Below are 23,195 nucleotides of genomic sequence, written 5' to 3'. Positions count from 1 at the left end.
GATGAGTAACGAGGGGAAAATTTCAAGAGAAGAATTGGAAGCTCTATTAGGCGATACTGAAAAGGAAACGAAGCCGTTTATTTTTCAAGACTTGCCGGATGAACCGCAAAAGCGGGAAACGGACGACTCCGTTAATTTGGATTTGCTCATGGATATTTCGTTGGAGCTTGTGGTGGAGCTGGGCCGGACGAAAAAGAAAATTAACGAAATTCTCGAACTCACGCAAGGCTCAATTATCGAACTGGACCGCGTCTCCGGAGAGCCGGTTGATGTCCTGATCAACGGAAAAATTGTCGCCAAAGGCGAAGTGGTCGTCATCGACGATTATTTTGGGATTAGAATCACCGAAATCTTAAATAAAACGATCAATTAATCTAAGAAAGGCTAAAGCGGCCTTTCTTTTTTCTTTATTCTAAAAATATATCTACGAATTTTTTATCTATATCTACAAATTTTCAAATATATCTACGAATTTCCCAATTTATCTACAAATCTATTGTACCTGGGCCCTCCCCTCTCCAAAGTTTTTCAAAAAGAACTAAACGTTCCCCCAAAACTTGCCGTTATTTTTATTAAGAGCAAAGAAACGATGGTACGGAGGATTTCCAAATGATCTCAAATGATTTTCGCTTATCTGGTCTGGCCTCGGGGATGGATACAGAGGCGCTTGTGACCAAATTAATGAACGCAGAAAAAATCCCCTTAAACAAAGTCATCCAAAATAAGACGATGACGGAATGGAAAATGGATGCGTATCGTGATGTGAATACCAAATTTCTCGATTTGCGGTCTTCAATGGAAGCCCTAAGGCTGGAATCCACTTTTCAAAAAAGCAAGCTGTCTTCCTCTGACGCTGCCAAGATCGACGTTTCCCTAACTGGAACTCCAAGCAGAAGCGAATATGTGATTTCCTCTGCCAAACTCTATCAGCCGGGTACGCCTTCTTCTGTCAAATTCGCACAGGCAGGAGTAGCCAATGATAAAGCCGAACTAGGCTCGGGGTTTAGTTTTACCCTGAACAACGAATCGATCAACCTGACTGCACAGGATACAATCCAAAGCTCGATTGCAAAAATCAATGCCTTATCCGCCAAAACAGGGGTGACGGCCACTTATTCCAGCGGCGATAACGCGATTATTTTTACCTCAAAGGATGACCAGACGGATATCAGCATTGCCAATATATCCGACAGTTCGAACGTCTTAAAGATCGCAGCGGGTACGGTGGGGAGTAATCAGAATGATTTCCCAGCCGGAAACGCAAGCGGAGCAGCCGGAACTTCAGCTGTCACGTCAACACCCGGCGAGGTCACCATTAACGGAACGACCATCACCATCAAAAGCAACCAATTTAGCTATGACGGCATCCAGTTTAGCCTAAAAAACGAGCTTCCGCCCGGAAGCAATGTCACCATTACGAAGAAACCGGATGTCGATTCGATTTTTGACAGCATCAAGGGCTTTGTGGACAAATACAACGAAACCATTAAAACCCTTCACGATAAGTTGGGTGAAAAGAAATATAAGGATTATTCCCCTCTGCTCGATGACCAGAAGAAGGAAATGAAGGACAAAGAAATCGAGCTGTGGGAGGAAAAGGCAAAGAGCGGACTACTATCAAATGACCAGATAATTGCCTCTGCCCTCGATAAAATGCGGTCCATCCTCTATTCCAAAGTCAGTGACAAGGACCCGGCCAAAATGAACAGTGAGTTCGATACACTGGCGGAAATCGGTATCACCTCAAGTACCAACTACCGGGATAATGGAAAGCTCGTCATCGATGAAACGAAGTTAAAAGCGGCACTAGAAAATAATCTAGACCAAGTCGCCCAGCTTTTTTCAAAAAAATACGACACAGGGGCTTCCACCAACAACACGGTGAACAATGCCGGGGAGTTTCAAAACAGCGGGGTCGCCTGGCGATTGTACGACCAGCTGAATGAAACGATGAAGGACATAACGAAAACGGCCGGTTATTCGAGTGACACTTACCTTTCAAAGGCGTTAAATCGACTGGACGAGCAAATTGATTCGTGGGAGAAACGCCTGCAGACAAAGGAAAGCTATTACTGGAAGCAGTTCACCGCGATGGAGCAAGCCATCCAGAAATCGAATACGCAAAGCAGCTGGCTGATGCAGCAAATGGGCGGTGGAATGTAATCGATGGAGAAACAAAAAGAGCAGTTTTTAAAAGATTATTATCAGCTGACAAGCAATCTACTAGAAACGAATGAAATAGAACTTATTGAACAGCTGCTCCAAGAACGAGACCAGTGCATTGAGAAAGTAAACGAGCTAGATCAACGTAACGGTGCCATCCTCATGAGCCAAGCCATCAAGGAAGAGCTCCGGCGCATTCACCCGTTAGAACGAAAGCTTCAGGAAAAATTAACTAGGACCAAGCAAAAGATTCTTGCGGCGATTGGTTCTCTCCAAAAAGAGAAAACGATCAAACAGCAGTACGGGGAACCAACTGCGGCAGCGGTAAGCGGAATTTTTTACGACAAGCGAAAATAAGGGAAAGGTGTGAGATAATGGCTCTGAATAATGCCTATCAATCCTACGAAAATAATCAAGTACTATATGCGAAAAAAGAAGAGCTGCCCCTTTTGTTATATACCGGGGCGATTAAATTTATCCTTCAGGCCAGAATGGCAATGGAAAAAAAAGATTGGAACAGAACCAATGACCGGATTCAAAAGGCCCAAAAAATTGTCACTGAATTAATGGTTACCCTGAATATGGATATCGAAATCTCAAAATCTTTTATAGTACTTTATGATTACATGAAGGAAAAGTTAATAGAGGCGAATATCAAAAAGGACGAGCAGCTGTTAATCGAAGTGGAAAAAATGTTAACAGAACTGCAGGATACCTGGAAAGAAGCGCTGAAAATAGTACGGCCTGCTTAACTAATTTTAGTTAAGTAGGCCTTTTTAATTAATTTTGTTGTCAACTGACTAAAACCATTGTATTATTATTTTTGTAGGAAAAATTCGACAATATAATTTTCCAAAAATCGACAAATACAATCCGATAATAGCAAACCTGGGGAAACCCAGCGACGCAAAGCTATAGGGGCTAAGGATCCGAAGGGATTACGCCAGCCAGTTGCCGAAGAGACTCATAGTTTACCCTATTAGACTATTCTTCGGAATGGTCTTTTTTATGTCCTAAAAATAAAAATTTAATTATTCTGAATTTTTGATAGGAGTGCTGATCCATGTCGATGCTTCAAAATATTAATCTCGTCCAACGTGCTTTAGATGCCTCTGTGTTAAGACATAATGCCATTTCCAACAATATCGCCAATGTGAATACTCCAAACTATAAACCCCAAAAAGTTATTTTTGAAGACATTTTAAAACAAGAGCTTTCCGGTGCTGGCTTTGGCGGGAAGAGAACGAATGCCAAGCATATCCCAATTGGCATAACCGCTTCAAGCAAGCCATTGATCACCCAGGAACCTACCGTCATGCAAAATAGCGGCAATGGGGTGGATATGGATAGCGAGATGACGGAGTTGACCAAAAACTCGATTTGGTACCAAACATTATCATACCAGATAGGCGAAGAATTCAATTTACTCAAAACAGCGATTAAGAGCAGGTAGGTGATTCATAATGTCGATGTTCCAACCCTTAAATATTAGTTCTTCAGCCCTAACTGCCCAGCGGTTAAAAATGGATACAATCTCCTCCAACATCGCCAATGCCACGACCACTCGGGGCCAATTGGTAGATGGGGTCTGGATTCCTTACCGGCGGAAGATGGTCGAGGTGCAAGCGAATGGGACGGGAGGAACCCCGTTCAGCCAATTCTTGCAAAATGAAATGAATTCAAATGGGGTCAAGGTTACAGGAATTGTAGAAGACAAGACTCCGTTTCGGCCGGTTTATGACCCGACCCATCCCGATGCCAATAATGAAGGCTACGTGATGATGCCAAACGTTGACATTACAAAAGAAATGGTCGACCTGATGACAGCTTCCCGTACTTATGAAGCCAACATCACAGCCTTTAATGTCGGAAAAAGTATGTCACTGAAAGCTTTAGATATTGGTAGATAAGGAGTGTTAAAAAATGAGAATTGATCAGCTGTTTCCGGCGAAAGCATCGATAGTGGGAAAGACGCAAAATGCACAGCCTGCGTCTGTGTCGGGCGCCTCTTTTTCGAACTCGTTAAGCGAGGCCTTGCAAAAAGCAAATGAAACGATCGTCCAATCGGAAAACATGTCCGAAAAAATAGCCACAGGTGAAATAAAAAATATCCACGACGTCACCATCGCTGCACAAAAAGCACAAATCGCCCTGCAGCTGACCACACAGGTACGGGATAAAGTAGTCGAAGCCTATCAAGAAATCATGAGAATGCAAGTTTGAGGCATGGGGAGGCATGGGGACGGTTCTTGTGCATCACTTTTCAGAAGCAAAGGTTTGGTTCCTTTGCACAACCTTATCAGGAAGTCATGAGAATGCAGGTTTTAAAGGTACAGCCGATTCTTGGCTAGCATAGCGGAGGGCTTATGAATCAGAAATTTAATGATTTCAAAGAAAAACTCTCGCAGTTTTGGAAAAACGCGAGCAGGAAAAATAAAACATTGTATATTGGTACGTTTATTTTAGTAGTGGCCCTTCTCAGCGTTGGTATTTTTTATTTCTCCAAGCCCAGCCTTGTTCCTTTGTATGCCAATAGCTTGAGTCAAAAGGAAATTGGCGAGATTAAGGCTGTCTTGGAAAAGGAGGGGGTCACCGATTACAAAGTGACCAATAATGGCACGCAAATTCTTGTTCCGAAAGAGCAGGCAGCAGACCTGATTGTCAACCTGGCGGCAGAAGGGTATCCCAAAAGCGGCCCGATTAGTTTTTCGGAACAGACCAAGGATTTGAAATTTGGCGTAACTGACCGGGAGCTTGATGCCATAGAGAGGGAAGTCATTCAAGGGCAGCTGGCCAATTTGATGGCGAAAATCAACGGCGTTAAGAATGCAGAGGTTATGATTACTCTTCCGAAGGACAGCGTGTTTATTCGGCCGGAGGAGGAAGGGAAAGCGAGCGCATCGATAATTGTTGATCTTGAGCCCGGTTATGAATTAGAAAAACAGCAGATTAAAGCACTGTACCATTTAGCATCGAAAAGCATTCCCAATCTGCCGGAAGAAAATATAGTGATTACTGATGAAAATGGTCAGCTTCTATCCTTGCCGCAGTCAGGCGATAATGCCTTTGCTGGGGTAGAAAGCTATGAAAGCCAACGGGAGATCAAACAAAAGGTAGAGGCGGACATTCAGCGCAGCATCCAGCAGATGCTCGGCACGATGCTGGGACAGGATAAGGTGCTGGTCCAGACCTTTGTGAAGCTAAATTTCGACCAGGTGAAGACGCAGCAAAACTTAGTTGAACCACTTCCGGATTCCGATAAAGGAATGGCTGTCAGTGTTGAAGAGGTCACGAAATCCTACAGCGGATCGGGGGCTGTTCCGAGCGGCGTTGACGGCACCGGTGAAGACGATGTGCCTGCCTATGCAGCAGAAGGCAGCGGCGGAAAAAATGACTACCAGGAAAAGGTTAATCGAGTCAACTATGAATTCAACCGGATTACAAAGGAAATGGTCGAAAGTCCGTATACGATTGACGATTTGACCATTAACGTCGGAGTGGAACCGCCGAATCCGAAAAATCCCGTATCCTTAACAGCAGATACACAGGATAATATTCGCAATATTATCGCCAACGTCGTACGGACGGCCATAAAAGACAATAAACAGTTAACGGATACAGATATCAATAATCGCATCACCGTATTCCCAAGAGAATTTGCCGGAAAACGGGATGTGACGCCAGCCAAGACGGATTTAAGTCAAAAGGCAACTTATATGAATTATATCTGGATTGGAGCAGCAGCATTAGGTCTGCTTTTGGTGGGTGGTTTGATTCTCGCCGCCCTGCTTAGAAAGAGAAAGAAAGAGGACCTGGAGTCAGCTTCAGAATTTTTAGAAATGAAAAAGCTGACTGAATTTGAGCCTATCATCAACAAAAAGGAATCAGTACAAAACGAATTAAATCATTTGGCCGGTAAAAACACGGATGAATTTGTCGATCTTTTAAGGTACTGGTTAAAGGAAGAAAAGGAGGGATAACATGCGGAAGTTAACGGGAATTCAAAAGGTTGCGATACTTTTGGTTGCTTTAGGTAAAGAGGGGTCATCGGCAATTTTGAAACAGCTGAAGGAAGATGAAGTGGAACTGATAACAAAGGAAATTGCCCATCTTCAATGGATTGATGCCAAGGTGAAGGAAGATGTGCTCAATGAATTTTACCAAATGGCGTCGGAGCGGAAGGTCGTTTCGACAGGCGGTGAGCACTTTGCCAAGGATGTGCTCGCACTCTCCTTTGGTGAAGAAAAGGCGAAGGAGATGCTGAACCGCTCCTCCGAAAAGAATCGAAAGAAGCCTTTTTACTTTGCGCAAAAGGCGGAGCCAGTTCAAATCCTCAACCTTTTGCAATATGAAAATTCCCAAACCATCGCACTCGTTCTTTCTTATTTGGAGCCGAAAAAGGCCTCCGTGATTCTGTCTTCTTTTTCACCGGAAAAGCAGGCGGAAATCGCAACAAAAATTGCGTTAATGGACACGGTTTCACCTGAAGTGGTCCGCCAGGTGGAGGAAGTACTTCAGGAAAAGCTGTCAACGACGACCTCGCAGGATTATTCCGTTAACAACGGGATTGACAACATTGTCAATATCCTGACTGGTGTGGACCGAAGCACGGAAAAGCATATTTTAGAATCATTGAGCAAGCAGAATGCGGGCCTTGCTGAAGAAATCAAAGGGAAAATGTTCGTCTTTGAAGATATCGCCTTACTTGACAATCATTCGATTCAACGGATTTTGCGTGATGTGGACAGCGAAGACTTGTATTTGGCATTGAAAATTGCAAGCGAAGACCTCAAAGAAGCTATTTTTAAAAATATCTCCAAACGACGTGCCGAGGCACTCGAGGAACAAAGCCAATTCGATCGCCCTGTCCGCTTAAAGGAAGCGGAGGAAGCGCAGGGACGGATCGTCCGTATCATTCGCAGGCTCGAAGAAGAAGGCTCCATCATCATAGAGCGAGGGGTGGAGGAAATTGTCATCTAATCTATTTAAAGCAACGTCCATCTCGCCGGTGATTGAAACGAAATACCTATCCATACATAAGGGGAAGGATGGTTATTTCCCCCATTCCGTTCAAAGTGCTGAGGAAATCATGCACGAAGCGGAACAGCAAGCAGAGGAAATCCTTCTGCAGGCACAAATGAAAGCAGCGATGGAAAAAGAACAAGCTGCTGAAGAACTGGAAAAGTGGAAGCAATTAGAGCAAGAAAAAGTCATGGCGGAGCTGGAGGAAATCAAGCGGCAGGGATTCAGGGAGGGCTATGACGAAGGTCTGCAGCAAGCCCATCGCGATTTCGCAGGCAGGATTCAGTTGGCCCAAGAAGTTCTGGATAAAGCGTACGAGGAAAAGAAGCTTATTATCAAGGAATCAGAGCCGTTTGTGATTGATTTATCGATCCAAACAGCAGCCAAGGTGATACAGAAAGAACTGGCAACCAACCCGGAAGTGCTATTGCACTTGATTAAGCAGAGCTTAATGTATTCGAACGAACGCTCAACGATTTCAATTTGCGTCAGTCCGGACGATTATGAGTTTGTGCAAAACCAGCGCCAGCAAATTCTTGAATCGGTGGAAGGACAGGTCGAGGTGAAAATACTGCCGGAGCACTCGATTGAAGAAGGCGGCTGCGTGATCCGCACTTCATACGGAAGTATCGATGCCAGGATTGATGTCCAGTTGAAGGAAATCAAACAGGCACTGCTGAAAACACTGAGGGATGATGTGTACGAACAAGCAATGGAAAATTGATTGTGATTGACTGGCTGCCGCAGCATACATTAAGGGATGATTCTAGTGAACAAGCTCTTGAAAATTGATAAATATCTGCAAACGTTGCAGACCATTAACCCAATCAAATTTAACGGAAAAGTCACACAGGTCATTGGCTTGACGATTGAATCGCAGGGGCCGGATGTGAAGCTGGGCGATGTCTGCCTTATTTATCCGTCTTCCTCTGAGAAGCCGTTAGAAGCGGAAGTCGTCGGCTTTAAAGGAAACCGGGTTCTGCTGATGCCTTTGGGTGAACTTGTTTCCATCGGCCCGGGCTGTGAGGTGGTCTCGACCGGGAAGCCGCTTACCGTCAAAGTGGGCATGGAATTATTGGGCAAGGTGTTGGACGGTTTAGGCAAACCAATGGATGAAAGTCCGCTGCCGTCCGGGTTGATTGAGGTGGATACAAACAACAATCCGCCCAATCCATTGAAGCGGCCAAGAATTCATACACCACTGAGTGTTGGGGTTCGAGCGATTGACGGGCTGCTGACGATTGGAAAAGGCCAGCGGGTCGGCATTTTTGCCGGCAGCGGCGTTGGGAAAAGTACTTTGCTCGGGATGATTGCTCGGAACACTAGTGCAGATGTCAATGTCATTGGCTTAATCGGTGAACGCGGCCGGGAGGTGCTTGATTTTATTGAACGGGACCTTGGCAAGGAAGGTTTGGAAAAATCGGTCGTCGTCGTGGCTACGAGTGACCAGCCGGCACTGGTGCGCATAAAGGGTGCCATTATCGCAACAACGATTGCGGAATTTTTCCGGGATCAGGGCTTAAGTGTCAACCTGATGCTTGATTCTGTCACCCGTTATGCGATGGCGCAGCGGGAAATCGGATTGGCGATAGGCGAGCCGCCGACGACGAAAGGGTACACTCCTTCCGTTTTCGCGATGCTGCCGAAGCTGCTTGAACGGGCTGGAACCGGACCACGCGGAGAAATTACCGCTTTTTACACGGTGCTAGTAGATGGCGATGACATGAACGAACCGATTGCTGATACCGCCAGAGGAATCTTGGACGGACATATTGTGCTCGACCGGAAGCTTGCACAGCAAGGACACTTCCCATCAATCAACGTCCTGAACAGTGTCAGCCGGGTAATGAAGGATATCGGTGACCCTGAGCATCTTCGGAGCGCAGACATTCTGAAACAGCAGATGGCCATTTATAAGGAAGCAGAGGATTTGATTAAAATCGGTGCCTATAAACAGGGAACGAATACTGAAATTGATTTGTCCATTAAACATAAGGCTTGGATAGACAGCTTTTTGAAGCAGGGCGTCAACGAAACCTCTCATTTAGATGATGCGGTCATGACGATGATTCAACAATTTGGAGGAATGGCTACATGAGTTTCCAATTTCGTTTCGAAAAGATATTAATTATGAAGGAAAAAGAAAAAGAATCGGCTTTAAATGAACTGAATGTGGCGCGGAAAAAGAAGCAAATAGCCGACGGAGAACTGCTCGAGCTTGTAGAACGGAAAGAATGTTATTTGCGAGATTTTGAGCAAAAGACTTCTCTTCGAGTGACGGAAATGCTGGAAAGAGAACAATATCTTTACTTTTTGGACAAGCAAATCGAGCGGGGGAAGAGGAAGGTCGTGGATTTGACGAAGGAGTTCAATCTGAAAAACCAACTGCTGCTCGCGAAAAATCAGGAAGAGAAGGTTTGGTCCACCTGGCGGGAAAAGTCCTTTGATGAATATTCTGAGAAAATCAAACGGGACGAGCAAAATATGTTAGATGAGATGGCTGTTATTCGGTATTTTCACAATAGATGATTTCGATTCGCCGATAGAACTGTTCAATTCGCCGATAGAATGCGGAAATTCGCTGATAGAATCGTTGAATTCGCCGATAGAACCCAAAAATTCGCCGATAGAGTGTAATTTAACATAAAGAAACCGACCTGTAATGGGCCTAAATCACGAAAACAGTCTAAATAACCAAGAGGGAGTGCGATCCAATGAGTGAAAAGCAAATAAAACAGATCAAAGCAGTCCAATTTGCCCCTCTTTTTGATGAAGCAAAGTCATCCGGTGCAGGAAATGAGCTAAATTCGATTGATGATGTCAATCTGCAGCTCATCGTCGAACTCGGTAAGACTCATATGAAGGTGAAGGACATCCTGAAGATTAAACCAGGCGTGATTATTCCGGTAGACAAGCTTGCCGGGGAACATGTGGATGTCGTCATCAACGGATCAGCCGTTGCTGAGGCCGAGGTCGTCGTCGTCGATGAGAAGTTTGCCATCCGGATAACCGATATCGTTTCCAAGCAGGAACGTGAAGAAAGAATGCACGATTAGAGGTGGCCCGGTTGCAGATTGTTTCTTTTTTTAAAAAAATAACCCTTGCCTTAACAGTGGTGTTCTTCTTTTCTTCTATTAATAATCATGTCGTTTTCGGACAGGGAAATGGAGGCACCGTGTATGATGCCTATTCCAAGGATCAACAAGCCAAAACAGAGAATCCATCGACTGTCCCTGCAACGGAGCAGCCGTCACTTGTCCCATCCTTTATCAAATTTATATTTTCATTTGCAGCCATCATCATCTTGCTGCTGTTATGTTTAAAATTTTTAAAATCGAAATCGAAACCACTATTATCGCAAGGTCCGATCCATTCGCTGGGCGGATACCCATTAGGCGGCAGCAAGTCCGTACAAATGGTCATGATTGGGAAAACCTTATACATTTTAGGCATCGGAAACGAGGTCCGCCTCCTGCAGACAATCGAACCGGGAGAGGAGCAGGACCTTATCATGCAATCTCTTGTAGAACAGACTGAGCAAAAAAAACAGCCCATTAACATTAGGAAGTTTTTTAAAAAAGGGGCTGTGAAACAACCCCAACAAGCAGAAGACTGGGAGCAGACCCTTCTCTCGCAAATCAATCAAGTGAAACAAACGAGCATTCCAATCAACAAACTAAAAGACTAGACAAAAATGGCGGAGATTTAGTTGGCAAAAAAAATTCTCATTTTCATACCTATTTTCTTTTTTATTTTTCAAGATGTCAGCTTTGCTGCTCTCAATTCCCCTATCCCTGGGATCAATACATCGTCCGAACCCCAGGCAGTGGCCTCGTCGATTAAGATAATTCTCTTATTAACGGTTCTTTCGGTGGCCCCGGCCATTTTGCTGCTGATGACGTCGTTCACGAGGATTGTGATTGTGCTGTCATTTGTCCGCACCTCTATAGGAACGCAGCAAATGCCGCCTAATCAGGTGCTCGTCGGTCTGGCGCTGTTTCTGACAATGTTTGTGATGGGACCCATTTTTTCAGATATCAACCAGAACGCTTTCCAACCGTTGATGGATGGGAAAATTACGCAGGAGCAGGCCTTTGAAACTGCCAGCAAGCCGCTGAAGGAATTCATGGCGAAACAAACGAGGGAAAAGGATTTGAATCTCTTTTTGGATTACTCGAAGACAGAAAAACCGCAAACGATTCAGGATATTCCCTTGCATGTGCTAGTACCGGCGTTCGCTATCAGCGAGTTAAAAACTGCCTTTCAAATGGGCTTCATGATTTTTTTGCCTTTTTTAATCATTGATATGATCGTATCCAGCATTTTAATGGCGATGGGCATGATGATGCTCCCGCCGGTTCTGATCTCACTGCCATTTAAAATTCTGTTATTTATCCTGGTCGACGGCTGGCATCTTATCGTCAAATCCTTGCTTACCAGCTTTTAGGGGGTCAGACCCCCGCTGGTTCACCGCATTAAAGTACCGGGGGTCTGGCCCCTCAAATAACGGAGGTTTTCATCATCATGACACCGGAAATGGTCTTCGAAGTATCTAGGCAAAGCGTTTATACCACTCTATTAGTTGCTGCACCCGTTTTGGGAATTGCTTTGGTGGTCGGACTTGTTATCAGCATTTTTCAGTCTGTAACCCAGATTCAGGAGCAAACTCTAGTGTTTGTTCCGAAGATTATCGCAGTGTTTGTCGGGTTGCTGCTGTTTGGGCCGTGGATGCTCCAGCATCTATTAGACTTTACGCAAAATATCTTGGGCAATCTGTCCCATTATACAGGGTAGTGCAGCAGCATGGACTGGTTGAATCAAATTCCCGACTTTCTGCCTATCCTGGCACGTGTCAGCTGTTTTTTCATCACAGTACCGGTGTTTATGATGAGAACAATTCCGGCACCCTTTAAGATTGGACTCTCATTTTTCATGGCCGTCATTGTATTCATTTCTGTGGAACCGTCACATACCCCACAGGCTTTTTCAGGCGGTTATATCGTGCTACTTATAAAAGAAGGCCTAGTCGGTTTGGGACTCGGCTTCATCGCATCTATTCTCTTTTACGCTATCCAATTGGCAGGGACCCTTATTGACCTGCAGGCTGGCTTTTCAATGGGCGCGGTTTTTGATCCGCAATCGGGTACAAATGCCAATTTAACAGGCAGGCTAAAAAATGTGCTGGCGACCCTGTTCTTTCTGTCAATGAATGGCCATCACCTGCTTCTTCAAGGAGTATTGGAAAGTTACCGCTGGATTCCGATTGAAGCGCTTGTGCCGGCGTTTACAGACGGCAGAATCTCAACGTTCATGCTCGAAACTTTCAAAAACTCGTTTGTGATTGCCTTTTTACTGGCGGCCCCCATCGTGTTTACGTTGTTTTTGGTCGACCTATTGCTTGGTATCATCGGGAAAACCTCCCCGCAAATCAATCTGATGGTGGTCGGTTTTTCCTTGAAAATAGGGGTTCATTTTCTTGTCATGCTTGTGGCATTGCCGAGTTTTTTCCTATTGCTCAATACCTTGTTTTCCCAAATGGTAGAATCACTCAGCGAGATGATTCGCATCATAGGGGCATCATCATGAAGACTAAGGGTTCCTTTTTACTAACAGTAGATTTGCAATTTTTCTCGGAGGAAAAAACGGAAAAAGCGACCCCGCAAAAAAGAAGGGAAGCTAGAAATAAGGGTCAAGTGGCCAAAAGTATGGAGTTGTCTTCGTCTTTGATGCTTGCTTCCTTTTTCTTATTTCTCCTTATTTACGGAAAATATCTTGGAACTCAGCTGCTTTTTCTGTTCCGCGAACTTTTTTCCTCCTATTTAATAAGAGAGCTGTCGCCGGCAGGCACCCATAAGTTGTTTGCAGATTTGACCGTGCTCTGTTTTAAAATAGTCTTGCCGGTTTTGCTTGTTTCGTTCGTAGCGGCGTTATTCTCAAACTACATCCAAATCGGCTTTTTATTTACAACGGAAAACCTTAAATTCAATTTGAAAAAGTTAAACCCCGTCGAAGGGGCGAAACGCATTTTTTCAATGCGTTCGGTGGTGGAGCTGCTAAAAAATATCCTGAAAATCACATTGATTGGGGGTGTTTCCTATTGGCTTTTAAAAAAAGAAATAGGATCCATCCTGCAGCTTTCGCAAATGGGTGATGCAAAAATGATTTCCTACCTGTTTACTGTTATCGTCAAACTGGGACTGATTACCTCAATTCTGTATGTCGTTATCGGAGTGGCCGATTTTATTTTTCAAAAATTTGACCATGAAAAGAAGCTGCGAATGTCGATCAAGGAAATCAAGGATGAGCATAAAAAGAGTGAAGGGGACCCGCTGGTAAAAGGGAAAATCAGAGAGCTCCAGCGGGAGATGTCGATGAACCGGATGATTCAGGACGTACCAACTGCGGATGTCGTCATCACCAACCCGACTCATTATGCGATTGCAATTTCCTATGATGCTTCCAAAGCATTTGCGCCGATCGTCTTGGCAAAGGGTGTCGGTTTCATGGCACAAAAAATCAAAGAAATCGCCAAAGAAAATGGCGTCATCATAACAGAGAATAAACCTTTAGCGCGTGCGTTATATGCCAACGTAGAAATTGGCCAGGAAATCCCGGAGGACTTATTTAAAGCGGTTGCTGAGATTCTGGCCTATGTGTATCGGTTAAAAGGTAAGTTTTGAAGAAGAAGGTGAAGAGATGAAATTTAAAGATATTTCCGTGCTCCTTGCGATATTGCTGATTGTCGTTATGATGGTCATTCCATTGCCGCCAATTCTGTTGGATATTTTACTGATTATCAATATATCGCTGTCGATTACGATTTTATTGGTGGGGATGAATACAAAAGAGCCTTTAGATTTCTCGATTTTCCCTTCTCTCTTACTGATTACGACACTTTTTCGCTTGGCGTTGAATGTATCGACGACAAGGGCGATCTTGTCGCATGGGCATGCGGGCCAAGTTGTGGCTACCTTCGGGGAGTTCGTTATCGGCGGAAATCCTGTGATCGGTTTTATCATCTTTTTAATTCTGATTATTATCCAATTCCTTGTTATTACGAAGGGCTCCGAGCGGGTCGCAGAGGTAGCGGCGCGCTTTACCTTGGATGCGATGCCGGGTAAGCAGATGAGCATTGATGCCGATTTAAACGCCGGTCTCATCAGTGAAAAGGACGCCCGGGCGAGACGGGAAAAGGTCGGTCATGAAGCAGATTTCTACGGGGCCATGGACGGTGCCAGTAAATTTGTTAAAGGCGATGCCATCGCCGGAATCATTATTCTTTTTATCAATGTTATTGGTGGCTTCATCATCGGGATGACGATGATGGGGATGGATTTTGCTCAGGCCGCAGGCACGTTTACCCTCCTTTCTGTCGGGGACGGTCTCGTCAGCCAAATTCCTGCCCTGCTCATTTCAACAGCAACCGGTATTATCGTGACCCGTGCAGCCTCAGATGGAAACCTCGGTGATGACCTGACCCGCCAGCTATTTGCTTACCCGAAGCTAATTTATGTGGTAGCCGGCTGTATCGCCTTGTTTGGTCTAGTGACGCCAATCGGCATCTTGTTAACCTGGAGTATAGCCGGATTGCTTGTGTTGGCTGCTTATAAAATGCAAAAAGCGAAGGAAAAAGAGGAAGATGCACAGGAGGAGGTCAGTGATACTCCTCCTGCGGAAGAAAATAGTCCGGAGAATGTGCTTAACCTTCTTCATGTCGATTCACTTGAATTTGAGTTTGGTTTAGGATTGATTCCGTTAGCTGATACCTCCCAGGGCGGGGACATCTTGGACCGGGTGATTGCGATTCGTAAGCAGGTCGCCTTGGAATTGGGGCTGGTCATTCCGATCATCCGGATTCGCGATAATGTCAATTTGGAGTCCAATGAGTATGTCATCAAATTAAAAGGAAACGAGATTGCTAGAGGGGAAATTTTTCTAAACCATTATCTGATGCTGTCGCCAGAGGATGAAGATCATGGCATTGCTGGAATTGAAACAACCGAGCCGACGTTCGGACTTCCAGCTTTATGGATTCAGGAGGAGATGAAGAAAAGGGCGGAAATTTTCGGCTTTACAGTTGTCGATGCTTCTTCTGTCATTACAACCCATCTTGCGGAAACGATCAAGCGGTATGCGCATGAAATTTTAGGAAGAGAAGAAACGAAGCAGCTAATCGACAAGGCAAAGGAGCACTACCCTTCCCTGGTGGAGGAATTGGTTCCGCAGCTGTTATCGGTCGGGCAGGTTCAAAAGGTATTGCAAAAGCTGTTAAAAGAAAAAATTTCGATCCGGAACCTGCCGGTTATTCTTGAAACACTTGCCGATTGGGCTGTATTTACAAAAAATCCGGATTATTTGGCCGAATATGTGAGACAAGGACTCGCACGGCAAATTACCAGCCAATTGGCCGTCAATAAAATGATTCAAGTGATTACGGTGAATGCCAATGTTGAAAAGGTGATTAGCGAGAATGTACAAGAAACGGAGCAGGGTGTGTATTTAACGCTGGACCCGCAAACGATTCAGCAATTGGTGCATTCCTTAAATGACACGATTCAACAGGTGGTTAATGTGGGAATTCAGCCGATTATCCTGACTTCGCCGGCAATCAGGATGTATCTCAAACAAATTGTCGAACGGATTAATGCTGATATTCCCGTTATCTCGTTTAACGAGTTGGAATCTGATGTCGAGGTCCAAAATATTGGTGTCGTTCATTTTCAACATGCTGGAGTGGTTGCTTAATGAAGATTAAGAGATATATAGTCGATTACCTGCCGCAGGCGATTCAACTGATCCGCCAGGAGTTGGGTGAAAATGCGGTGATTTTAAACACGAAGGAAATCAAAACTGGCGGGTTGTTCGGCTTTTTTCAGAGGAAGCAATTGGAAGTGATTGCTGCTTCAGAGGTAGTGGAGAAGCAACCGGAAGAGCAAAATAAGGCAAAACAGCCCCAAGCGGAAGAATCGGAAGTGCTGAGACGGTTGGAAAATGTGGAGAGGCTGCTTGAGAATTTTTCAAAAAATGATGAACCTGTGGCGGCTATACGATTGGGCCAAAAGCTTCAGAAATGGCGGGTGCGGTTAGAGGAGCAGGAGGTTGACGAGGAAGTCATCTGTTTTATTGAAAAAAAAATCACTGCACAATCCCCTTCGTTAGAGGAACTAACCGAACAACAAGTGGGCGAATTGGTCTACGACGCCATAACGGGGCTGTTTCAGGATGGCATCGCACCTGGTGGGCTGGATTCAGCGGTCAACATGATTACGCTGTTAGGCCCAACGGGTGTCGGAAAAACGACTACGATTGCGAAACTAGCATCCAGACAGGTGCTTTATCAACGAAAAAAAGTTGGCCTATTAACAGCAGATACGTTTCGGATAGCAGCAGTGGAGCAGCTCCGGACCTACGCCAATATCTTAAATGTGCCGATTGAGGTCGCTGATAGTCCTGAACAGGTGAAACTTGCGATGGAGCGCCTAGAGCATTGCCAAATGATTTTTATGGACTCGGCCGGCAGGAATTATCTAGAGGAGCAATATATTGAGCAAATGAATGAGCTTCTCTGTAAAGCGTCCAAGCAGGAAAATCACCTTGTGCTCAGCATGACCTCTAGATGGAAAGATATGAAGCGTATAGTGGAAAAAATGAAATCGCTGCAGATCGACAAAGTCATCCTGACGAAGTGGGATGAAAGCACTTGTTTCGGGTCGGCGTTAAATCTGGTGTATCACTATCCCTACCCTTTATCTTTCCTGAGTTTGGGGCAAGGGGTTCCCGAGGACATCATGCTTGCAGAGGCGCAATTTATGGCGAAAAAGATAATGGGAGTAGATGAACGTGCAGGATCAGGCGCAGAGACTGAGAGAATTGTATCAGCGTTTTAATCGAGTTGAGCAGGAATCAGCTCCTGAAACATCGATAAAGGCCCACGGTGGAGCAGTATCCGAAGCGGCAATTTTTGCCCAACGCGGAATAACACCAAAAGCAGATGCAGTTCCACAACACGAAAAAGCAACAAAGGTAATATCCGTCACAAGCGGCAAAGGCGGGGTGGGCAAATCCAATTTTGCGTTAAACTTTGCCCTCAGCTTGAGCGAATCGGGTAAAAAGGTGGTCTTAATTGATTTCGATATTGGCATGGCTAACCTGGAAATTTTACTGGGCATAACACCAAGGTATCATCTCATCGATATGGTGATGGAGAAAAAAAGCATCTGGGAAGTCCTTGGAAAAGGACCGAACGGACTAGAACTGATTTCCGGCGGGAGCGGCTTTGATAAAATTTTGGATTTAAGTGATGATGATGCCAATTATTTGTTTGCCGAACTTGGAAAACTGCAGGGGTACGCAGATATTGTTCTGTTTGATACAGGAGCGGGTCTATCGAGGGAATCGCAACGCTGCCATTTAGCAGCGGATGAAATTATTCTAGTGACAACTCCGGAACCGACTGCAATTACAGATGCTTATTCAGTGATAAAAATTTTGCATTACCAAGATTCGAACCTGAACGTTCGGTTAGTGGTCAACCGTGTTGCCAATTCCAAGGAAGGAATCGCCATTGCCGGAAGAGTACGGACGGTAACGAAAAGATTTTTAAATAAAGAGATTGAGATTCTTGGATTCATGCCGGACGATTCCCTTGTGTTTCAATCTGTCCTAGAGCAGACACCTTTTTACCTAAACTATCCGAAATCTCAAGCAGCCAAGTGGATGAAGGACATGGTAAATATTTATTTACATAGAGACGGGGACAGCCGCCATGCAGCCACAGGAATTAGAGGGTTTATCCAAAAGATGTCCCGTTTTGCTGCGAAAAAGTAAACTTGTCAGTATTTGAGGGAGGAGGAGATAACATTGAAGCAACAGCATGAAGAAGAGTTATTTAATCGCTATCTGCCGTTAGTTCATAAAATCGTCAAAGCAATGAAAAGAAGTCTGCCCCGCCATGTCGAGGAGGACGAGCTCGTTTCGTTTGGGATGATGGGTTTATTAGATGCCTTCCGCAGATACAACCAGCGTAACAATGTCAAGTTTGAAACCTATGCGACGCAGCGCATCCGCGGCGAAATTTATGATGGGCTCCGTCGCAACGATCCGCTCTCAAGGACATTGCGGAAAAAAGAAAAAGAAGTCATGAAGGCCTTTGAAATATTGGAGCAAAGACTGTTCAGGCAGCCCTCCCTTAATGAAGTCAGCGAATATTTAAAGATAAGTGAGAAAGAATGCAAGGATATTCTTACGCAGGCATCCTTTGAAAAACAAGCCTCCTTAGACGAGCCGGTTGAAGCCGGGGAGGAAAATGTCCTGAAAATCGATTTTCTTTCTGATGACTCGTTTGTTGACCAGGCAAAGCTGGTGGAAGAGAGGGAGCGCAGCCAAATCCTCGTCTCCCTTATCGACGAATTGCCAGAAAAGGAAAGAATCATTCTCTCCCTTATTTACGACGAAAACTTAAGCATGAGCGAGGTGGGAAGAATCCTAAACCTACATAAATCGCGAATTTCCCAAATCCACTTAAGAATCATAAAAAAACTAAAATTGGCCTTTGAAAAAGAATACATGTGAGTCATGGGGGGGCTTGTGCCTCACTCAGTCCCCAATAGTGCATCAGATTTTTATATAAAAATAGGAAAATGGCTCAACGCCGGATGGAAAACGGTCGTTACTAGTATTATTCATTTTATATAAAAATCGTAGGTAAGGGGATTAGGTTGCAATGGTTTTAAAAATGAAAGAGAAGGACTTTAGGGTCAACATCCCATTTCCGATGGAATCAGAACTGACGCTTATGAATGTAGAAGCCAATATGGAAAATGTCGTCGTCGTTGTCGAGAATGTTGGCCCAGGGGGACTAAGATTTATATCCAATTTAGATTTATTACTTGATCAAGAAGTCGTCTATTCTCTTCCATCAGATTTATTAGAAGAAAAAATCCTCCTTCCGGGAACTATCATCTGGAAAGAAGAATTAGCAAACGAGCTGTACCAATACGGCGTCCATTTCAACACACCTGAAACTACACGCGCCTATCTAAACAAACTCATGGCAGTTTGAAGTAAAAAGTCATTAAGAAAAAGGCTAAAGGCTCCCTTTGGGAGTCTTTTTACTATAATACGCACGTTGTACAAGTGTATTCCTTTTCGTTTCGTATAAGTGATAAATCGCTGCATTACGTTTCCAATATCCAGTTGTTCGATTAATTTATTTTGGAGTAGAATGAAACATATAAGATTAGATTGAAGGGCGGCGTAGACTGTTGAAGCAAAAAGTGTATATAACGAAGAAATTGCCGGATGTACTCTATAAGAGACTTACGAGCCAGTTTGAGGTAAGAATGTGGGACGAAGAAGAAACCCCTGTCCCAAGGGAGGTCTTATTGAAGGAAGTAACAGACGTCGACGGCCTTTATTGTTTTATCACAGACACAATTGACAAAGATGTACTCGCGCAGGCTAAAATGCTAAAGATGATCAGCACCTGCTCGGTTGGCTATAACCATATTGATGTCCAAGCGGCAGCTGAAAAAGGTGTCAAGGTGGGTTATACACCTGGCGTCCTTACAGAAACAACTGCCGATTTGACGTTTGCCTTATTGATGGCCACGGCACGGAGAGTGGTGGAGGCCTCGGACATATTACATAACGGCGAATGGGGCTCATGGTCACTCATGCAAATGACCGGTCAGGACATATACGGCGCTACTATCGGAATTATCGGTTTGGGGCGGATTGGCGAAGCCCTTGTGAAACGGGCAAAGGGCTTTGATATGAAGGTTCTTTACAATAGCCGGACGCGAAAGCCAGAAAAAGAGGAAGAGCTTGGTATCGAGTATGCTGACCTAAAGGGCTTATTGCAGCAGTCTGATTTTGTCTGCCTGATGCTTCCATACAGCGCCAAGGTGCATCACCTTATCGGCAGTGAAGAATTAGCCCTGATGAAAAAGAACGCGATTCTGATTAATACGGCCCGGGGCGGAATTGTCGATGAGGCTGCCTTGTATGAGGCCCTGAAAAACGGAGACATTTGGGGTGCCGGCCTTGATGTCTTTGAACAGGAGCCGGTTTCGCTCGACAATCCTTTATTAACCCTGCCAAACGTAGTAGCGCTCCCGCACATTGGCAGTGCCAGTGTCCAAACACGGCTGGGAATGGCAAATATGGCCGCAGATAATCTTATCCATGTGTTAACGGGGGCTGTGGAAAAAGCAAACGTTGTCGGGAGCTAAATCTTTTTAAAAGGAGGACCTTACACAAAGATCCTCCTTTTCCCTATTTTAAAGGATATAACCCTTCGTTTTGCGTCTTATAGAGGAATTTATTTTTATACATCTCATGATCAGCACTTTCCAGGATGTCATCAAGTGTAACTGGCGCACCTGGCTTATAGTGGTAAAACCCGTGGCTGGCGGAAATTTTGTATGGCTTCTGACCGGTCTCGTTCAAGTTCTTGAACGCATCCTCGATATTCATCCAAACCTGCTCGACATCTTCCAATTCTTTTTCAAAAAAGACAATGATGAATTCGTCACCGCCGAGGCGGAAGAGAATATCGCCCCGGACGATTTGGCTCTCAATCGTTTTGCAGCATGTCCTAATCAAATCGTCACCGATTGCATGCCCTAAGTTGTCATTGACCTTTTTTAATCCATTAATATCAAGGAAAAAAAGAATAAACTCGCGGGAATTGGCTCCGGCACTTAACTCTTTCCTAAGCAGTTCAATGCCGCTGCGGCGATTGCGGACGCCTGTCAGAATATCGATGGAGGCACGCTCAATAAGCTCCTGTTCCTTTCGCTTGATGTCGGTAATATCAGTAGTGTCAATCAGGATGCAGGTTTCATCATGATAATCCACTAACTCAAAATGCAAAAGCGACCATTTCTTTTGACCGGGAGCAAGCTGCTGCTCGGTCACGTAATTTTTGACACTTTTCTCCATATACAATCGTTCCATAATATCTTGTCTTTCAGCCGGATTGCCGAACAAGAAACCAGCATCAAGCGCCGCTAATTCTTTTCCCTCCAGTTGATAGTACTGGACCGCTTGCTGATTGACCAGTTGGATTTCGTTGTTCAAATTGGTAAGTATCAACGGATTGGGATTTCGCTGGAACAAGCGGCGGAAGCTTTCCTCGTTTTTTGTTAACTTCCTCTTGTTAAAAAAATCATTTTGTCGAAATCTGTAAAAGGTTAAAGCTATTGTAAACGCGATTATGGCGGCCCCAGTTGAATTGACAAGATTTAAAACGAAAGAATAATTTATATTTCCCAAAAAGGCCACTCCAGCGATAGAAAAGAGATGGGCGCCGAGCATCATCGTGAGCATGTGCTTTGGCCGGATGGGAAAAATAACCGCAACCGCAAATAAAATAATCAGATAGGCGTAGATGTTTCCAGTGTACAGCTGGCTAGTAATTGATGAGACAGCTCCTATCAGCAGATATAGCGAAATATAGGAATGGACAACCCGGCTTTTGGAAACCATATGTCTCCTGCTGCGCCGGTAAATCATGATGAATGCAAGGGAGATGACTAGCCCAAAAAGATGCACCACTATAAGGGTCCATTTAAAGGCAGGCTGCTGGAGATTTTGCAAGAAGAAAAAATCAACAATGAAAAAGCATGGATAGGTGTAGATGAGCATATAGGAAACTAGCTTCAATCTCTCAAAGAGGGTGTCGTAGTTAGATTGTTGAAACTCTCGGTCAGGAACGGAATTCTTTTGCTGTTTTATAGTATTTTTCTTCAAGTCAATCATCCTTTTCCCGCCAAAATCAAATTTTCCCAATGTAGTGTATCATAGGTATGGGGGCCTGTCCACGCAACAATTAAACTATTTTTAAAAGTCATTTTATTTAAATAATGCTGTTTTCAGAGTATTATGGATTTAGTACATATTTTTCAAAAATAAATAGTAATGGAGTGAATGAGATGAAGGCAGTTGTGCATGCGGACAAGGCTGGTTTTGAGGGACTGGCTATTCGTGAAATGGAAGAGTTGAAGCCAGGATTTGGTGAGGTACGGGTCAAGCTGAAAACGGCGGGACTCAATCATCGTGACTTGTTCGTGCTGGTACGCCACAAACCGACAGACCCGCCGCTCATCATTGGTTCAGACGGCGCCGGCGTTGTCGATGCGGTTGGTGAGGGTGTTGTTGGTGTCAAGGTGGGCGATGAAGTGCTCATCAACCCAAGCCTTGGCTGGAAAGAAAAGAGCGATGCACCGCCAGCAGGGTTTGAAATTCTTGGCCTCCCGTTCCATGGAACGTTTGCGGAGCAGGTCGTTGTTCCGGCCGATAACGTTGCCTTGAAGCCTGGCTATCTAAGCTGGGAAGAGGCAGGCGTGCTTTCACTGGCGGCCTTAACAGCCTACCGGGCTTTATTTACACAAGGCCAGGTGCGCGAAGGAATGAAGGTATTAATCCCAGGTATCGGCAGCGGAGTTGCGACTTTATTGCTTCAGTTTGCCAAAGCAGCTGGTGCAGTTGTTTATGTGACTTCCCGTTCGTTAGAAAAATGTCAGAAGGCTTTAGAGATTGGTGCGGATAAGGCGTTTGACAGCAATGAAGAATGGGAGCAAGCGCTTGGCGGTGAAAAAATGGATCTTGTCATCGAATGCGTCGGTGCGGCAACTTTTAATAAGTCATTGAAGCAGCTCCGCCCGGGGGGAACGATTGTGACTTTTGGAGCTTCAGCGGGTGATGTTGTCGAATTCAATCTGCGCGACTTTTTCTACGGCCAGTATAAGTTGTTTGGAACCACATTGGGGAGCGGCGAGGAATACAAGGAAATGCTTGAGTTTGTAACGAAGCATGAAATTAAGCCAGTGGTTGACCGGATGTACTCATTTGAGGAGTTCGGCGCGGCTTTTGAGCGGATGGAAAAAGCAGAGCAGTTAGGAAAAATTGGGTTTTATATTGGATAATATATTTAGGAAATTGCCTGATATCAGCCTTCGGGAGTGGCATCAGGCAATTTTTTTAAAAAATATACCTGTTTTGAGGCA

26 protein-coding genes and 1 riboswitch are annotated in these 23,195 nt (G+C 44.7%); of the genes, 25 read left to right on the top strand and 1 reads right to left on the bottom strand.

Annotation, left to right across the window (positions count from 1 at the left end; all coding sequences use genetic code 11):
• Position 1: 1 nt before the first annotated feature.
• From fliN (ACZ5AE_RS25620) to ACZ5AE_RS25505, 24 genes are all read left to right on the top strand, one after another.
• Complete coding sequence (gene fliN / locus ACZ5AE_RS25620) at positions 2-373, top strand: flagellar motor switch protein FliN (protein WP_213117551.1); 372 nt, start codon at positions 2-4, stop codon at positions 371-373.
• A gap of 236 nt (positions 374-609) precedes the next feature.
• On the top strand, positions 610-2,163 hold the full coding sequence (fliD, locus tag ACZ5AE_RS25615; RefSeq protein ID WP_464567310.1) for a flagellar filament capping protein FliD: 1,554 nt from the start codon (positions 610-612) through the stop codon (positions 2,161-2,163).
• A 3-nt stretch (positions 2,164-2,166) separates the two neighbouring features.
• The gene (gene fliT, locus ACZ5AE_RS25610; RefSeq protein WP_464567309.1) at positions 2,167-2,520 is read left to right on the top strand and encodes a flagellar protein FliT; all 354 of its coding nucleotides are present in this window, start codon (positions 2,167-2,169) and stop codon (positions 2,518-2,520) included.
• A 17-nt stretch (positions 2,521-2,537) separates the two neighbouring features.
• Entirely contained in the window at positions 2,538-2,915 is a 378-nt protein-coding gene (gene fliS / locus ACZ5AE_RS25605) for a flagellar export chaperone FliS (protein ID WP_464567308.1), read from the top strand.
• Positions 2,916-3,034: 119 nt separating this feature from the next.
• Positions 3,035-3,122: riboswitch (cyclic di-GMP riboswitch) on the top strand.
• Positions 3,123-3,226: 104 nt separating this feature from the next.
• On the top strand, positions 3,227-3,616 hold the full coding sequence (gene flgB / locus ACZ5AE_RS25600; protein WP_464567307.1) for a flagellar basal body rod protein FlgB: 390 nt from the start codon (positions 3,227-3,229) through the stop codon (positions 3,614-3,616).
• A 10-nt stretch (positions 3,617-3,626) separates the two neighbouring features.
• Positions 3,627-4,073 carry a flagellar basal body rod protein FlgC gene (flgC, locus tag ACZ5AE_RS25595; protein WP_464567306.1) on the top strand — a complete coding sequence of 149 codons (447 nt, stop codon included), beginning with the start codon at positions 3,627-3,629 and terminating at the stop codon, positions 4,071-4,073.
• Between the two features lie 13 nt (positions 4,074-4,086).
• Positions 4,087-4,386 (top strand): flagellar hook-basal body complex protein FliE, encoded by a 300-nt coding sequence (gene fliE / locus ACZ5AE_RS25590; protein WP_464567305.1) that lies wholly within the window; start codon positions 4,087-4,089, stop codon positions 4,384-4,386.
• A 143-nt stretch (positions 4,387-4,529) separates the two neighbouring features.
• Positions 4,530-6,143 carry a flagellar basal-body MS-ring/collar protein FliF gene (fliF, locus tag ACZ5AE_RS25585; protein ID WP_464567304.1) on the top strand — a complete coding sequence of 538 codons (1,614 nt, stop codon included), beginning with the start codon at positions 4,530-4,532 and terminating at the stop codon, positions 6,141-6,143.
• A 1-nt stretch (position 6,144) separates the two neighbouring features.
• Positions 6,145-7,143: a flagellar motor switch protein FliG gene (gene fliG / locus ACZ5AE_RS25580; protein WP_464567303.1), complete on the top strand. Its 999-nt coding sequence runs from the start codon at positions 6,145-6,147 to the stop codon at positions 7,141-7,143.
• Positions 7,133-7,909, top strand: a complete 777-nt coding sequence (locus ACZ5AE_RS25575) for a FliH/SctL family protein (protein WP_464567302.1) — start codon at positions 7,133-7,135, stop codon at positions 7,907-7,909. The genes fliG and ACZ5AE_RS25575 overlap by 11 nt, the downstream gene beginning before the upstream one ends.
• 36 nt (positions 7,910-7,945) lie before the next feature.
• Positions 7,946-9,283 (top strand): flagellar protein export ATPase FliI, encoded by a 1,338-nt coding sequence (fliI, locus tag ACZ5AE_RS25570; protein WP_464567301.1) that lies wholly within the window; start codon positions 7,946-7,948, stop codon positions 9,281-9,283.
• A complete protein-coding gene (gene fliJ / locus ACZ5AE_RS25565) occupies positions 9,280-9,714 on the top strand; it encodes a flagellar export protein FliJ (protein ID WP_464567300.1) in 435 nt (144 codons plus the stop codon). The genes fliI and fliJ overlap by 4 nt, the downstream gene beginning before the upstream one ends.
• Positions 9,715-9,899: 185 nt before the next feature.
• Positions 9,900-10,241, top strand: a complete 342-nt coding sequence (gene fliN, locus ACZ5AE_RS25560; protein WP_464567299.1) for a flagellar motor switch protein FliN — start codon at positions 9,900-9,902, stop codon at positions 10,239-10,241.
• 11 nt (positions 10,242-10,252) lie between these two features.
• Complete coding sequence (locus ACZ5AE_RS25555; protein WP_464567298.1) at positions 10,253-10,873, top strand: flagellar biosynthetic protein FliO; 621 nt, start codon at positions 10,253-10,255, stop codon at positions 10,871-10,873.
• Between the two features lie 63 nt (positions 10,874-10,936).
• Positions 10,937-11,632: a flagellar type III secretion system pore protein FliP gene (gene fliP / locus ACZ5AE_RS25550; protein ID WP_464573736.1), complete on the top strand. Its 696-nt coding sequence runs from the start codon at positions 10,937-10,939 to the stop codon at positions 11,630-11,632.
• 77 nt (positions 11,633-11,709) lie between these two features.
• Positions 11,710-11,979 (top strand): flagellar biosynthesis protein FliQ, encoded by a 270-nt coding sequence (gene fliQ / locus ACZ5AE_RS25545; protein WP_464567297.1) that lies wholly within the window; start codon positions 11,710-11,712, stop codon positions 11,977-11,979.
• Between the two features lie 9 nt (positions 11,980-11,988).
• A complete protein-coding gene (gene fliR, locus ACZ5AE_RS25540; protein ID WP_464567296.1) occupies positions 11,989-12,771 on the top strand; it encodes a flagellar biosynthetic protein FliR in 783 nt (260 codons plus the stop codon).
• Positions 12,768-13,865 (top strand): flagellar biosynthesis protein FlhB, encoded by a 1,098-nt coding sequence (gene flhB / locus ACZ5AE_RS25535; RefSeq protein WP_464567295.1) that lies wholly within the window; start codon positions 12,768-12,770, stop codon positions 13,863-13,865. The genes fliR and flhB overlap by 4 nt, the downstream gene beginning before the upstream one ends.
• Positions 13,866-13,881: 16 nt before the next feature.
• Positions 13,882-15,930: a flagellar biosynthesis protein FlhA gene (gene flhA / locus ACZ5AE_RS25530; RefSeq protein WP_464567294.1), complete on the top strand. Its 2,049-nt coding sequence runs from the start codon at positions 13,882-13,884 to the stop codon at positions 15,928-15,930.
• Entirely contained in the window at positions 15,930-17,072 is a 1,143-nt protein-coding gene (flhF, locus tag ACZ5AE_RS25525) for a flagellar biosynthesis protein FlhF (protein ID WP_464567293.1), read from the top strand. The genes flhA and flhF overlap by 1 nt, the downstream gene beginning before the upstream one ends.
• Positions 17,026-18,012, top strand: coding sequence for a MinD/ParA family protein (locus tag ACZ5AE_RS25520; RefSeq protein ID WP_464567292.1), 987 nt, complete (start codon positions 17,026-17,028; stop codon positions 18,010-18,012). The genes flhF and ACZ5AE_RS25520 overlap by 47 nt, the downstream gene beginning before the upstream one ends.
• Before the next feature lie 33 nt (positions 18,013-18,045).
• The gene (locus ACZ5AE_RS25515; protein WP_464567291.1) at positions 18,046-18,756 is read left to right on the top strand and encodes a FliA/WhiG family RNA polymerase sigma factor; all 711 of its coding nucleotides are present in this window, start codon (positions 18,046-18,048) and stop codon (positions 18,754-18,756) included.
• 151 nt (positions 18,757-18,907) lie between these two features.
• Entirely contained in the window at positions 18,908-19,246 is a 339-nt protein-coding gene (locus tag ACZ5AE_RS25510) for a PilZ domain-containing protein (RefSeq protein ID WP_464567290.1), read from the top strand.
• A 202-nt stretch (positions 19,247-19,448) separates the two neighbouring features.
• Positions 19,449-20,417, top strand: coding sequence for a 2-hydroxyacid dehydrogenase (locus ACZ5AE_RS25505; protein ID WP_464567289.1), 969 nt, complete (start codon positions 19,449-19,451; stop codon positions 20,415-20,417).
• 43 nt (positions 20,418-20,460) lie between these two features.
• Here ACZ5AE_RS25505 and ACZ5AE_RS25500 read toward each other — a convergent pair whose 3' ends face one another.
• Positions 20,461-21,948: a sensor domain-containing diguanylate cyclase gene (locus tag ACZ5AE_RS25500; protein WP_464567288.1), complete on the bottom strand. Its 1,488-nt coding sequence runs from the start codon at positions 21,946-21,948 to the stop codon at positions 20,461-20,463.
• Between the two features lie 173 nt (positions 21,949-22,121).
• Here ACZ5AE_RS25500 and ACZ5AE_RS25495 point away from each other — a divergent pair, with 173 nt between their 5' ends.
• Positions 22,122-23,114, top strand: a complete 993-nt coding sequence (locus ACZ5AE_RS25495; RefSeq protein ID WP_464567287.1) for a zinc-binding dehydrogenase — start codon at positions 22,122-22,124, stop codon at positions 23,112-23,114.
• Positions 23,115-23,195: the final 81 nt, after the last annotated feature.

The organism is Neobacillus sp. S1227 (assembly GCF_055385255.1).
The sequence above is the reverse complement of the archived record's forward strand: the minus strand, read 5'-3'. Positions and strand labels throughout refer to the sequence as shown.

Bases quoted from the DNA above. Each gene is read 5' to 3' on its own strand.
- ACZ5AE_RS25500 (WP_464567288.1), bottom strand. From the start codon at position 21,948: ATGATTGACTTGAAGAAAAATACTATAAAACAGCAAAAGAATTCCGTT.
- ACZ5AE_RS25510 (WP_464567290.1), top strand. From the start codon at position 18,908: ATGGTTTTAAAAATGAAAGAGAAGGACTTTAGGGTCAACATCCCATTT.
- fliR (WP_464567296.1), top strand. From the start codon at position 11,989: ATGGACTGGTTGAATCAAATTCCCGACTTTCTGCCTATCCTGGCACGT.
- fliT (WP_464567309.1), top strand. From the start codon at position 2,167: ATGGAGAAACAAAAAGAGCAGTTTTTAAAAGATTATTATCAGCTGACA.
- flhF (WP_464567293.1), top strand. From the start codon at position 15,930: ATGAAGATTAAGAGATATATAGTCGATTACCTGCCGCAGGCGATTCAA.
- fliI (WP_464567301.1), top strand. From the start codon at position 7,946: ATGATTCTAGTGAACAAGCTCTTGAAAATTGATAAATATCTGCAAACG.
- flhA (WP_464567294.1), top strand. From the start codon at position 13,882: ATGAAATTTAAAGATATTTCCGTGCTCCTTGCGATATTGCTGATTGTC.
- fliS (WP_464567308.1), top strand. From the start codon at position 2,538: ATGGCTCTGAATAATGCCTATCAATCCTACGAAAATAATCAAGTACTA.
- ACZ5AE_RS25495 (WP_464567287.1), top strand. From the start codon at position 22,122: ATGAAGGCAGTTGTGCATGCGGACAAGGCTGGTTTTGAGGGACTGGCT.
- fliF (WP_464567304.1), top strand. From the start codon at position 4,530: ATGAATCAGAAATTTAATGATTTCAAAGAAAAACTCTCGCAGTTTTGG.
- fliQ (WP_464567297.1), top strand. From the start codon at position 11,710: ATGACACCGGAAATGGTCTTCGAAGTATCTAGGCAAAGCGTTTATACC.
- flgB (WP_464567307.1), top strand. From the start codon at position 3,227: ATGTCGATGCTTCAAAATATTAATCTCGTCCAACGTGCTTTAGATGCC.
- flgC (WP_464567306.1), top strand. From the start codon at position 3,627: ATGTCGATGTTCCAACCCTTAAATATTAGTTCTTCAGCCCTAACTGCC.
- fliJ (WP_464567300.1), top strand. From the start codon at position 9,280: ATGAGTTTCCAATTTCGTTTCGAAAAGATATTAATTATGAAGGAAAAA.
- flhB (WP_464567295.1), top strand. From the start codon at position 12,768: ATGAAGACTAAGGGTTCCTTTTTACTAACAGTAGATTTGCAATTTTTC.
- fliG (WP_464567303.1), top strand. From the start codon at position 6,145: ATGCGGAAGTTAACGGGAATTCAAAAGGTTGCGATACTTTTGGTTGCT.
- fliE (WP_464567305.1), top strand. From the start codon at position 4,087: ATGAGAATTGATCAGCTGTTTCCGGCGAAAGCATCGATAGTGGGAAAG.
- fliD (WP_464567310.1), top strand. From the start codon at position 610: ATGATCTCAAATGATTTTCGCTTATCTGGTCTGGCCTCGGGGATGGAT.
- fliN (WP_213117551.1), top strand. From the start codon at position 2: ATGAGTAACGAGGGGAAAATTTCAAGAGAAGAATTGGAAGCTCTATTA.
- fliN (WP_464567299.1), top strand. From the start codon at position 9,900: ATGAGTGAAAAGCAAATAAAACAGATCAAAGCAGTCCAATTTGCCCCT.